Source organism: Streptomyces eurocidicus (genome assembly GCF_002891295.1).
In the GTDB taxonomy this organism is placed as follows: Bacteria; Actinomycetota; Actinomycetes; order Streptomycetales; family Streptomycetaceae; genus Streptomyces; species Streptomyces eurocidicus.
Genome location: NZ_LGUI01000004.1, coordinates 614,406 through 627,750 on the forward strand (window position 1 = coordinate 614,406; position 13,345 = coordinate 627,750).

The 13,345-nt window shown below is 73.8% G+C and carries 4 protein-coding genes; 3 read left to right on the top strand and 1 reads right to left on the bottom strand.

Going from position 1 to position 13,345, the window contains the following annotated elements; genetic code table 11:
- Positions 1 to 68 precede the first annotated feature (68 nt).
- Positions 69 to 5,570, bottom strand: coding sequence for a type I polyketide synthase (locus AF335_RS16345; RefSeq protein ID WP_102919108.1), 5,502 nt, complete (start codon positions 5,568 to 5,570; stop codon positions 69 to 71).
- Between the two features lie 420 nt (positions 5,571 to 5,990).
- Here AF335_RS16345 and AF335_RS16350 point away from each other — a divergent pair, with 420 nt between their 5' ends.
- The 3 genes from AF335_RS16350 (at position 5,991) to AF335_RS16360 (ending at position 13,338) form a co-directional block, all read left to right on the top strand.
- Complete coding sequence (locus tag AF335_RS16350; RefSeq protein ID WP_146045537.1) at positions 5,991 to 6,827, top strand: hypothetical protein; 837 nt, start codon at positions 5,991 to 5,993, stop codon at positions 6,825 to 6,827.
- Between the two features lie 64 nt (positions 6,828 to 6,891).
- The gene (locus tag AF335_RS16355; RefSeq protein ID WP_102919110.1) at positions 6,892 to 10,122 is read left to right on the top strand and encodes a non-ribosomal peptide synthetase; all 3,231 of its coding nucleotides are present in this window, start codon (positions 6,892 to 6,894) and stop codon (positions 10,120 to 10,122) included.
- A 384-nt stretch (positions 10,123 to 10,506) separates the two neighbouring features.
- Entirely contained in the window at positions 10,507 to 13,338 is a 2,832-nt protein-coding gene (locus tag AF335_RS16360; protein WP_170127714.1) for an AAA family ATPase, read from the top strand.
- Positions 13,339 to 13,345 lie beyond the last annotated feature (7 nt).

The window sequence follows — 13,345 nt, forward strand, 5'->3', positions numbered from 1 at the left end:
GGGTTCTCGCTCGTGTCGTGGGGCCGGACCGGCCCCGGGTCTCACCGGGGCCGGTCACCGAGCCGGTTTCAGAGGTCGGACGGTCCCGACTGCTCCGGCGTCTCCCAGGGCTCCCCCGACTGGCCGAGCGCCATCCGCACCAGTGCTTCGGCGTCCATGGAGTCGATCGACCCGGCGGGCTCCCCCGTGTCGTCGGCGTCCCGCGCGGCCGGGTCGTCGGCGGCGGCGGGGGAGCCGGACAGGAGCCCGGCCGCTCCGGCGAGTTCCAGCAGGCTGTCGAGCAGCCCGGCCTCCCTCAGCCGCGTCAGCGGGACGGACGCCAGGGCCTCCCGGATCGCGGCTTCGCCGGTGCCGTCGCCGTCGGCCGGTACCGTGACGAGTTCGGCGCGCAGGTGTCCGGCGAGGGCGCGCGGTGTGGCGTAGTCGAAGATGAGCGTCGCGGGGAGCCGCAGGCCGGTCGCGTTCTGCAGTCCGTTGCGGAACTCTACGGCGGTCAGCGAGTCGAAGCCGAGCTCGTTGAACTCCCTGTTCGCGCCGATGCCTTCCGTCCCGTCGTGGCCGAGGACGGCGGCCGCCCGCTCCCGTACGAGGTCGACGAGCATCCGTGTGCCGGCGGCCTCGGGGAGGGTGCGCAGCCGGTCCGCCAGGTCCACGGCCGGCGGGGTGGTTCCCGTGCCCGGGGCGGGGCGGGGGCGCCGTGCCGGGGTGCGGACGAGTCCGGTGAGCAGCGCGGGCACCGGGCCGTCGCCCGCGGCGGCGCGGAGGTCGAGGCGGACGGGTACGCGGAGCCCGGGGGTGCCCGCGGCGCGGTCGAACAGCGCCCGGCCCTCGTCGGCGGTCAGCGGCCGGAAGCCGTCGCGGGCCATGCGCCGCACGTCCGCGTCGTCGAGGGTGCCGGTCATGCCGCCGCCGGTGGACTCCCAGGGGCCCCAGGCGAGCGAGGCGCCGGGGAGGCCGAGGTGGCGGCGGTGGACGGCGAGCGCGTCGAGGAACGCGTTGGCGGCCGCGTAGTTGCCCTGCCCGGACGCGTCGAAGACTCCCGCCACCGAGGAGAACAGCACGAAGGCGGAGAGACCTTCCATGCCCGCGGTCAGCTCGTGCAGGTGCCAGGCCGCGTCGACCTTCGGACGGAAGACGGCGTCCAGACGCCCGGGGGTGAGGGAACTGATCACACCGTCGTCGAGGACACCGGCGGTGTGCACCACCGCCGACAGCTCGACGCCCGCCAGCAACCCTTCCAGTGCCTGACGGTCCGACACATCACACGCCACGACGGTCACTTCGGCGCCGAGAGCCGTGAGTTCTTCGCGCAGCTCGGCCGCGCCCGGGGCCTCAGGGCCACGACGGCTCGTCAGCAACAGCTCACGCACACCGTGCTCGACCACCAAGTGCCGGGCCACGAGCGCACCCAGACCACCCGTACCACCCGTGACCAGCACGGTTCCGTCGCCGTACCGGCCGGGGGCGGCCTCGGTGGTGCGGGCCAGGCGCGGTGCCCGGGCCTGGCCGGCGCGCAGGGCGAGGCGCGGTTCCCCGGTGGCGGCCGCGGCGGGCAGGGCGCGGTCGGAGGCTTCCGTGCCGTCGGTGTCGACGACGGCGAAGCGGCCGGGGTGCTCGGCCCGCGCCGAGGCGACGAGGCCCCGGACGACGGCCTGTGCCGGATCCACGGCGTCGGCGTCGCCCGTGGCCTCCGCCCCGCGGGTCACGAGGACCAGGCGCGAACCGGCGAGCGCGTCCTCGGCGAGCCACTGCTGTACGAGCGTGAGGGTGCGGGCGGCCAGGGTGTGGGCGCGGTCGGCGGCCGTGCCGTCCTGGGCCGCCGGGCCGGGCACGAGCACGTACGCGGGGGTCGTGCCGCTCGCGGCGAGCTCGGCGGCGTCCGCGTGGGCGCGGGCGCCCAGCAGGCCCGCGAGGCGGTCGTCGCCGAGGACGGCGCAGTCGGCGGGCGGTGTGGCCGGGAGCTCCACCGCGTTCCAGTCGAGGTGGAACAGGGCGTCCGCGCCCAGCTGGTCGGGGGTGAAGGGGCGCAGGGTGAGCCGGTCGACGGTGGCGACGGGCTTGCCGTCAGCGTCGGCGAGGGTCAGGGCCACGGCGTCGCCGCGCGGCGTCACGCGGACGCGGAGCGCGGTGGCGCCGGTCGCGTGGAGGGTGACGCCCGACCAGGAGAAGGGGAGTTCGGCGCGGCTTTCGGAGGTCCCCAGCCCGATGGTGTGCAGGGCCGCGTCCAGCAGCGCCGGGTGGAGCCCGTACGCGGTGGTGTCCGTGCCTTCCGGCAGGGCCACCTCGGCGAGGATCCCGCCGTCGTGCGACCAGGCCGCCGTCACGCCCTGGAACAGGGGGCCGTAGCCCAGGCCGGCGTCGGCGAGCCGGTCGTACAAGTCCGTCACGGGCAGGGGACGGGCGCCGGCCGACGGCCACTGCGTCCCGAGGGCGGCCGTCGGCTCGCCCGCGGCGGTGGCCAGGGTGCCGGAGGCGTGGCGGGTCCATTCGCCGGACGCGTCCCCGTCCTCCGTGCGGGAGTGGATGCCGAGGGCCCGCCGGCCGGTGTCGTCCGGGTCGGCGACGACGACGCGGAGGCGGACCGCGCCGCGCTCGGGGAGGACGAGGGGTGCTTCCAGGGTGAGTTCGTCGAGGAGGGCGCTGCCGAGGCGGTCGCCGGCGGTCAGCGCGAGGTCGACGAGGGCCGCGCCGGGGAGCATCACGAGGCCGGCGACCGTGTGGTCGGCGAGCCAGCCGTGGGTGCGCAGGGAGAGGCGGCCCGTGAAGAGGTGCCCGTCGGGGAGTTCGGCGGCCGCGCCGAGCAGCGGGTGGCCGGGGGCGTCGAGGCCGGCGGCGGAGAGGTCGCCGAGGCCGTCGGCGCCGTCCTCGAGCCAGAAGTGGCGGCGCTGGAAGGCGTAGGTCGGCAGGTCGACGCGGCGGGCGCCGGTGCCCTCGTAGAACGCGGTCCAGTCGACGGTGTGGCCGCTGACGTGCAGGCGGCCCAGCGCGGCGGCCAGGGTGGCGGTCTCGGGGCGGCTGCGGCGCAGGGCGGGCACGAGCACCGCGCCGTCGCCGTCGGCGCCCGTGGCGGGCAGGCAGTCCTGGGCCAGTCCGGTGAGCACGGCGTCCGGGCCGAGTTCGAGGTACGTGCGGACGCCCTGGCCGTGGAGGGTCCGGATGCCGTCGGCGAAGCGGACCGCGTCGCGGACGTGGCGGACCCAGTACTCGGGGGACGTCAGGTCCGTGGCCAGTTCGCCTGTGACGTTGGAGACGACCGGGATGGCAGGGGCGGCGTACGTGAGGGACTCGGCGACCGTACGGAACTCGGCCAGCATGCCGTCCATGCGGTGGGAGTGGAACGCGTGCGAGACCTTGAGGCGCTTGGTCTTGCGGCCCAGGCCCCGGAAGTGCTCGGCGGTCCGCTCGGCCGCGTCCTCGTCGCCCGAGATCACCACGGACTCGGGGCCGTTGACGGCCGCGATGTCGGCGCCGTCGGCGAGCGCGGCCAGGACCTCCGGCTCGGTGGCCTGGAGCGAGATCATCGCGCCGCCGGCCGGCAGCGCCTGCATCAGACGGGCGCGGGCGGCGACCAGCTTGCCCGCGTCCGCCAGCGAGAACACCCCGGCGACGTGCGCGGCGGCGATCTCACCGATGGAGTGACCGGCGAGGAAGTCGGGGCGGACGCCCCAGGATTCGACGAGCCGGTGGAGGGCGACCTCGACGGCGAACAGCGCGGGCTGGGTGTGCTCCGTACGGGCCAGGGCCTCCGCGTCGTCGAGGACGGCCGGGTCCAGGCCCAGTGCCGCGCACGCCGCGTCGAAGGCCGCGGCGAAGGCGGGGAACGTGGTGCGGAGTTCGCGGGCCATTCCGGCGCGCTGGGCGCCCTGGCCGGTGAACAGGACGGCCAGGCGGCCGCCTTCGCCCGCGGTGCCCTGTGCGGTGCCGAGGACGGTGGTGCCCTTGGCGAGGGCGGCCAGGCCGCGCTGGAAGTCCTTGGGGGTGGCGCCGGTCAGCACGGCGCGGTGGTCGAGGGCGGCGCGGCCGGTGGCCAGGGAGTAGGCGACGTCCAGCGGTGCCTGCCCGTCCACCGCCTCGCTCAGCCGCGCGGCCTGGGCGCGCAGGGCGTCGGCGGTCCTGGCGGACAGCAGCCACGGGACGGCGGGCAGGGCCACGGGGGTCCCGGCCTCGTCGGCGGGCGGGTCGGCCGGGGCCTCTTCCAGGATGACGTGGGCGTTGGTGCCGCTGATGCCGAACGAGGAGACGCCGGCCCGGCGCGGCCGGTCCCCGGTGGCCGGCCATTCGCGGGCCTCGGTGAGCAGTTCCACGGCTCCGGCCGACCAGTCGACCTGGTCGGTGGGCTCGTCGACGTGGAGGGTCTTGGGCAGCACGCCGTTGCGCATCGCCATGACCATCTTGATCACGCCGCCGACGCCGGCGGCGGCCTGCGCGTGGCCGATGTTCGACTTGAGGGAGCCGAGCCACAGCGGCTCGTCGCCCGCGCGCTCCTGGCCGTAGGTGGCGAGGAGCGCCTGTGCCTCGATGGGGTCGCCCAGGCGGGTGCCGGTGCCGTGTCCCTCGACGGCGTCGATGTCGGTGGCGGAGACGCGGGCGTCCGCCAGGGCCTGCCGGATGACGCGCTGCTGGGAGGGGCCGTTGGGGGCGGTGAGCGCGGAGCTGGCGCCGTCCTGGTTGACGGCGGAGCCCCGGATGACGCCGAGGATCCGGTGACCGTTGCGCCGCGCGTCGGAGAGCCGCTCGACAAGGAGCATGCCCACGCCTTCGGCCCAGCCGGTGCCGTCCGCGCCCGCCGCGAACGCCTTGCACCGGCCGTCCGCCGCGAGTCCTCGCTGACGGGAGAAGTCCACGAACGTGTCCGGAGTCGTCATCACGGTCACGCCACCGGCCAGCGCGAGCGAGCACTCGCCCGTACGCAGCGCCTGGATCGCCCAGTGGAGCGCGACCAGCGACGACGAACACGCGGTGTCGACGGTGACGGCGGGGCCTTCGAGGCCGAAGGTGTACGCCACCCGGCCCGAGACGACGCTTCCGAGGCCGCCGTTGCCGAGGAATCCTTCAAGGCCCTCGGGAATCACCCGGAGTCGCGAGGCGAAATCGTGGTACATCACGCCGGCGAAAACGCCCGTACGTGAACCGCGCAGCCAAGACGGCTGAATGCCCGCGCGCTCGAACGCCTCCCACGACGCCTCCAGCAGCAATCGCTGCTGCGGGTCCATCGCGAGGGCCTCACGCGGTGAGATGCCAAAGAAGTCGGGGTCGAAGTCCCCCGCGTCGTGCAGGAATCCGCCCTCGTCCGTGTAGGTGCGTCCCACCGCGTCCGGGTCGGGGTCGAAGAGGCCCTCGACGTCCCAGCCGCGGTTCTCCGGGAACCGGCTCACTCCGTCCCGGCCACCCGCGACGAGGTCCCACAGACCCTCGGGCGAGGTGACCCCGCCCGGGTATCGGCAGCTCATCCCCACGATGGCGATGGGCTCGCGCCGGCGGTCCTCGGATTCCCGCAGGCGGCGCTTGGCCTCACGCAGATCGGCCGTCGCCCGCTTGAGATAGCCGAGGAGCTTCTCTTCGCCCTCCATCTGCCGCCACGCCCCCACAAATCGCCGTTCGGGATGCCATGAAGGCATCGGCCCGAGCCGGCCGGGATGAATTCACCCGTTGAATTCTTCACATTGCATACATGGCACTACACATAGAAGGGTAGACGTGGCACAGGATCTCACCAACCCCTAACCCGCCCCTGACGTTTCCCCCTAGTGGGCGTCATCACCTGGCACCGGTTCCACCCAATTCGCAAGACCTCGGGGCGAATATAGGGGTGGGTAGGGGGCCCCTAGGGGTTTCTCGGCGGATCACCGGCTTCATACCCTTGACGCGATTATTGACCGAAGTCGCGTGCCCTTAATTACGGTGCCCATATTTTCCGGCGCCATGCGGCCCGACGTCGGCGGACCGGCTGCCGGACGGAACCGGCGCCCAGCGAACCAAAGGGGGAATTCGTGCACGATCTCGACGGATGGCGAGTGCACAGGACCGGCACCTCGGGTGAGGTCGTGCTGGCCGTCGACTTCCCGATGACGGGGCGGTCGGAGGCGGGGTTCGCCGAGCTCGCGCAGCTGCTGGACCCGGCGCTCGCCGTGTGGGAGACGCTGCCGCCGCCGGTCGGTGAGGGCACCCCCGCCACGGGCGCCGAGTTCGTGGCGCGGTGGCTCGCCGACGTCCGCGCGAGCGGCCTCGTCGTGCGCGGCATGCTGAGCTTCTGCGCGGGCGCCGCCTATCTGGGCGCGCTGTCCGACGGCATCGCGCAGTGGCAGGACGAGGCGCCCGCGATCGTCATGATCGACCCCGAGGTGCCGGCGTCGCTCACGCTGAAGGCGCACTTCCTGCGGGCGCTGGAGCAGTTCGCCGTGATGTACCCGGAGGAGCGGGCGACGCGGATGCGCGAGGACGCCCGCGCGCTCTGCGACGAGCTGGGGCACGACATCGACCTGCTGCTGCCCGCGGTCACCGGGATGTTCCGCGAGGTGGGCATGGAGTCCTTCGCGCACATCAACATCGACCCCCGGCACGGTTCGGGTCTGCTGGACGTGTTCGACGCGTTCGCCAAGTACGTCGTCGGGGGTTCGCAGCTGGACGCGACGCGCGGCTGGGACCGGGGCGTCGCCCTGTCCTCGCACACCCCGACCAACGGGCTGAACCTCCTGCCGCCGGAGGCCGACCGGGCCGATGCGGTCGGCGAGGAGATCCGCTTCGACATCGCGCACGCCGAGATGCTGGGCCATGCCGTGATCGCCGCGAAGGTGGACGAGCTGCTGTCCCGCCCCGCGCGCGCCTGAACCGGGCCGCGCCGCAAACAAGTCGGGCCGAGTGGGGCCGGGAAGCCGAGTGAGAGGAACCGGGATGCAATACGTGGCCGAGAACGCCGGGAACGAGGGGCGCTCCGCGGCGAACGGGCCGGCGACCGTCCCCGCGAGCCGTAAGGAAGAGGCCCTGTGGCTGCTGGAGCGTTTCGTTCCGGGCACCGGTGTCAACAACCTCTCGCTCGCCTTCCGGGTGACGGGCCGGCTGCGGCCGGAGCTTCTCCAGGAGACGCTGGCCTTCCTGATCCGCCGGCACGAGGTGCTGCGGACGACGTTCGTCGCGGGCGACGTCACCCTTGCCCGGCGAGTGCTGGCCGCCGATGACGCGAAGGTCCTGGTGACCGAGGAGGACCTGCCGGCCGGGGCCTTCGCCGACGGCGACGGTGCCGCGGCCGCCGACGACGTCCTGGACGGGATCCTCACCCGGTACGTGGGCGCCGGCTTCGTCATGGACGGCGGCCCGCTGGTGCGCGCCCGGCTGTTCCACGGCCCGCGGGAGGACGTGTTCTGCGTCGCCCTGCACCACCTGGTCTTCGACACCATCTCCGCGACCACGCTGCTCGGCGAATTCGCCGTCGTCTACAGCACGTTGGCGGCCGGCGGCCGGCCGGAGGAGGTACTGGGCGGCGTCGTACCGGCCGCTCAGGACATCGAGCCGACCGACCGCAGCCGCCGCTTCTGGCGCAAGCAGCTGCGCGACTTCGGTTCCGTGCAGCCGCGGCTGTGGCTGGGGGCCGACGCGGGTGACGAGCCGGACCTGGTCGGTGCGACGATCACGCGTCCGCTGCCGGACGAGGCCGTCGCCGTCGTACGCCGGCTGCAGGAGGAACTGCGCGCGCCCGAGGCCGTGGTGCTCCTCGCCGTCTACTACCTGCTGCTCACCCAGCACGGCGCCGGTCCGGACCTGGTCGTCGGTTCGCCGGTGAACAGCCGGCGGCCCGAGGACGCCGCCGCCATCGGCTACCACGTCAACGTGGTGCCGCTGCGCCTGCGGGTCGACCCGGAGCAGGGCTTCACGGAGCTCGTGCGCAAGGCCCGCAGCGTGTTCATCAACTCGATCTCGCACGCCGACGTGCCGGTGGACTCCCTGCTGCTGGAGGTCGACCGCGCGGACTCGGCGGGCTGGCGCAACACCCTCTTTCAGCACGTCTTCAACTATGTGCCGGGCGTGGGCACGGACGAGTTCACCCTCGACGGCATGCCGGCCCGCTTCCAGCCCGTCGAGAACGGCTTCAGCAAGTTCGACCTGGAGTTCTTCGTCCTCCCCTCGGACGACGGCATCCGGCTGCGGACGGCGTACCACACGGGTGCCTTCGCGCGGGACGAGGTCGAGGCCCTGATCGGGCGGTACGAGGCGCTGCTCATCGCGGTGGGCGCCGATGTGGAGCGTCCCGTCGGCGAGCTGTCCGCGTGGAGCCCCACCGACCACGAGGTCGTCGGGGCCGCGCACCGCGCGGGTCCGGTGGGCGCGGTGCCGAGCGTGCCGGAGGCCGTGGCCGAGCGGGTGCGCAGCACGCCGGACGCGGTCGCGGTCGTCGACGGCGGACGCGAGCTGACGTACGGGCAGCTGTGGGCGGCGGCGGTGCGCAACCGCGAGCGGCTCGCGGCCGCCGGGCTCGGCCGGGGCGACGTGGTCGCGGTGGCCGCGTCGCGCGGTGCGGAGCTGGCGGCGGCGACGCTGGGCGTCTGGCTGGCGGGTGCGGCGTATCTGCCGATCGACCCGGACCACCCCGAGCGGCGGATCGCCCATCAGCTGTCGGACTCGGGCGCGCGGGCGGTGCTGCTGGGGCCGGGCGTCGAACTGGCGGCGGGGCCGGGCGTCTTCGCAGCGCCGATGGCTCCCGTCGGAGAGGCCGGCGGGGCCGGGGAGGTGCCGGCGGAGCCGGTGGCCGCGGTCGGCGGTTCCGACCTGGCCTATCTGATCTACACCTCGGGTTCCACGGGCCTGCCCAAGGGCACCCTGCTCACCCATGGGAACCTCGCCAATCTCGTGGAGCACTTCCGCGAGGAACTCGGCGCGGCCGCGGGTGAGAGCACCCTGTGGCTGACGACGTTCACGTTCGACATCTCGGCGCTGGAACTGTTCCTGCCGCTGGTGACGGGCGGCCGGCTGGTGGTCGCGCCGGACGAGGCGCGTACCGACGGAGCGGTGCTGGCGGGGCTGCTGACCTCGTACGACGTGGGCATCGTGCAGGCCACGCCCACGACGTGGCGGCTGGTCGTGGAGGCGGCGGCTCCGGTGCTGGCCGGGCGGCGGGTGCTGTGCGGCGGTGAGCCGCTGCCGGTGGCGCTCGCCCGCGCGCTGGCGGCCACGGGCTGTGTGCTGCGGAACGTCTACGGGCCGACGGAGACCACGATCTGGTCGACGTCCGGGCTGGTCGGGCCGGATGTCGAGCGGGTGGCCGCGGGCCGGCCGGTGCGGGACACCCGGGTGTTCGTCGCGGACCCGGCGGGCCGGGAGCTCCCCGTGCTGGTGCCGGGCGAGCTGTGCGTGGCCGGTGGCGGTGTGGCCGCCGGGTACCACGGGCGCCCCGAGCTGACGGCGGAGCGGTTCGGCGAGCACGCGTCGTACGGGCGGTTCTACCGCACCGGCGACCGGGCGCGCTGGCTCGCCGACGGCACGGTGGAGGTCCTCGGCCGGGTGGACCGGCAGATCAAGCTGCGGGGCGTGCGCATCGAGCTGGGCGAGCTGGAGGCCGTGCTGGCCGGGCACCCGGACGTGCGGGCGTGCGCGGTGGTCGTCGCGGGCGACGCCGGCGGTGACGGTGTGCTGGTCGCGTTCGCCGAGTCCGCGGCGGGCGAGGAGTTGGTGGAGGAGCTGTGGCGGCAGGCGTCGGCCAGGCTGCCGCGCGCCTCGGTGCCCCAGGAGTTCGTGGTGGTGGAGTCGTTGCCGACCAATGCCAGTCAGAAGGTCGACTATCCGGCGCTGACGCGTGCCGCCTCGGAGCGGCTGGCCCGCGCGGCCGCCGACGCCGATGGCGCGGAGGGCGCGGCGCCCGCGGACGGCGGTTCCCCGGCCGCCCATGAGGACGAGCTGGTGGCGACCCTGATGGGGCTGTGGGGCGAGGTGCTCGGCCGGGACGGCATCACGCCGGACACCAACTTCTTCACCCATGGTGGCCATTCGCTGCTGGGCGTGCGGTTGGTGCAGCGTCTGGAAGAAACGGTGCAGGTCACCCTGAAATTGGCGCAAATCTTCTCTTACCCGACACCTTCGACGCTCGCGGATTTCGTCCGCGCGAGCATGGTCCGGACCAATAGCGGAAGCTGACCCTGATTCAAGATTGAAACGTGAAGTAAATAGCGGCCCAAACCTGGATTGACATCATGGATCAATTCAGGCCAGGTGCGACATCGGCCCCCGAGACCCGTCCGGTCCTGGGGGCCGACGCCGTCACCAGGGCCTCACACCTTGCGACACACGCCCGGCGTCGGGCCGCCGACGCCCCGTCACCCACCGTTCGGCACACCGGAAGTAGAGCTTCCACTTACCCGCCCCGACCGATCGCCGCCCCGGTAAGGCATGGGGTAGATTGAGCCGCAATTGGGAATGAGTGCTTTTCAGACACTGCATGGGTAAAGGGATTCCCAAGAGATTGCAAATGAATTCCTCATGCGGTGCCGGGAGACACTCCCGAACGGGGGAAAGAACTGCATGGCATTTGTCGAGCGGTGTACGGAGATGGCGCGCCTGCGGGAGCTGTTCGCGCAAGCGGAACAGGGCAGGGCACAGACGGTCGTCATCAGCGGAGCCGTCGCCAGCGGCAAGACCGAACTGCTGCACACCTTCGCCGAGGAGACGGCCCGTTCGGGCGCCCTCGTCCTGACGGCGACCGGAGCGCGCGCCGAACGCGGGCTCGCGCTCGGCGTCATCTGCCAGCTCGTCCACACCGGCGATCTGCCGCCGGACCTGGTCGAGCAGGCCGACTCCCTGCTCAACCAGGGCATCCAGCACCCGGACGACCCCGAGCGGGAACCGGCCGCGCTCCAGCAGACCTCGGCGAAGGTGGCCAGCGGGCTGAGCACCATGCTGCTCGAACTCGCCGCCGAGCGCAGCGTCGCCCTCGTCATCGACGACATCCACCACGCCGACGGCCCGTCCCTGCAGTTCCTGCTCTATCTGATGCGCCGGCTGACCCACGGCCGTCTCATGGTCGTGCTCAGCGAGTGCGCCGCCGCACGCCCCGCGCACCCCGCCTTCCACGCCGAGCTGCTGCGGCAGCGCAACTGCCACCGCGTCCGGCTCCAGCTGCTCTCACCGCAGGGTGTGCGGGAACTGCTCACCGAGGTCACCGACGAGGACACCGCCGGCCGGCTCGCCCCCGCGTACCACCAGGTCAGCGGCGGAAACCCGCTCCTGCTGCGGGGGCTGGTCGAGGACGGCATGGTCCGCCTGGCGGGCGGCACCGAGGCGCTGTCGACCAGGCCGATCACTGAAGAATCGTTCCAGCAGGCCGTGCTCGCCTGTCTGTACCGCTGGGACGCCGAGACCATCCGGATCGCCCACGGCCTCGCCGTGCTCGGCGAGTGGGCCACGCCCGCGCTCGTCGCCGCGCTCGTCGGCGTCAAGGCCGAACGCGTGGAGGAGGGCGGCGCCGACCTCTGCCGCTCGGGCTTCCTGGCCGACGGCCGGATCGGCCACCCCGCCGTGGGCGCCGCCGTCCTCGGCACCGTGGGCCTCGACGAGCGGACCCGGATGCACGCCCGCGCCGCCGAGCTCCTGCACGACAGCGGCGTCCGGGAGACCGACGTCGCCGCGCACCTCGTCGCCGCCGGCCAGATCCACGACCGGTCCGGCATCGCCATCCTGCGCAACGCCGCCGTCCAGGCCCTCGCCGAGGACCGCGTCGACTTCGCCGTGGAGTGCCTCACCCTCGCCTGCGCCACCTGCACCGACGAACGCCAGCGCGCCGCCCTCACCCTCACCCTGACCCGCCTGGAATGGCGCAGCCGGCCCTCCGCCGCCGCCCGCCACCTCACCCCGCTCACCGAGGCCCTCGACGCCGGCCACCTGGAGCGGGACGACGCCGTCACCATCGCCGACTACCTCTTCTGGCACGGCCGGGCCGACGAGGCGCGCACCGTCCTGGGGCTGCTCGACACCGACGGCGGCACCTCGGGCCCGTGGTCCGTCACCGACCCCTACCACCCCGGCCACCTCCAGCCGTGGATGCACCTGAGCCGCCCCGGCACCCCGCAGAACCTGGCCAGGGACGGGCGCCACGGCATACCCGGCCATGTGGGCCTCACCGCCTCCGCCGCGCTGACCTCCGCCCTCATCGAGGGCCCCGGCGAGAAGGCCATCGGCTGGGCCGAGCAGGTCCTGGCCGACTGCACGCTCTCCGACAGCACCGTCGCGGCCGTGCAGTCCGCGTTGTACGCGCTGATCCACTGCGACCGGGCCGCCAAGGCCGCGCCGTGGTGCCACGTCTTCATCGCCGAGGCCCGGGCCCGGCAGGCCACCACCTGGGAGGCCCTGCTCAAGGGCGTACGGGCGGAGATCGCGCTGCGCCAGGGCGATCTGCCGACCGCCGCCCGGTGGGCCGAGGAGGCGCTGTCCCTGATCTCGCCGCGCTGCTGGGGCGTCGCCGTCGGCGAGCCGCTGTCGGTGCTGCTGCTGGCGCGGACCGCGATGGGCCGCCACGAGGAGGCCGCCCAGCTGCTGCGGCACGTGGTGCCGGACGCGATGTTCGAGACCCGGTGGGGCCTGAAGTATCTGCACGCCCGTGGCCATCACCACCTCGCCGTCGGCCGGCTCCAGGCCGCGCTCGCCGACTTCCGGCGGTGCGGCGAGCTGATGCGGGAGTGGGCCCTGGACCTCCCGGCCCTGGTGCCCTGGCGCAGCGACGTCGCCCGGGTCCACCTGGCCCTGAACCAGCGCGAGGCCGCCCGCGAGCTGGTCACCGAGGAGCTGGCGCTGCCCGGTGCGACCGGTGCCCGCTCCCGTGGTGTGGCGCTGCGCGTGCTCGCCGCCGCCCGTGACGTCAAGCAGCGGCCGCTGCTGCTGCGCGAGGCCGTCGACCTGCTCCAGGCCGCCGGCGACCGGGTGGAGCTGGTCCGCGCCCTGGCCGAGCTGAGCCGGGCGCACCACGGTCTCGGCGAGTTCAACCGGGCCCGGATGATGGGGCGCCGGGCCATGCAGGTCGCCAAGGACTGCGGGGCCGAGGAGCTGTGCCGGCAGCTGCTGGCCGACCAGGACGTGGTGGACGGCGCCGAGGGCGCGGAGGCGCACGGCGCCGAGAGCGCCGAGGCCCTGAGCGACGCCGAGCGGCGGGTGGCGGCGCTGGCCGCGATGGGGCACACCAACCGGGAGATCGGCAGCCGGCTGTACATCACGGTCAGTACGGTGGAGCAGCATCTGACGCGGGTGTACCGGAAGCTGGACGTGACCCGGCGGACGGATCTGCCCCTGCGGCTCAAGGACGGCGACTACAGCCTTCCGCAGCAGGTGACGGCCGAGCGGTGGCCGGTGGGCGCGGAGGCGTAGGCGGCCG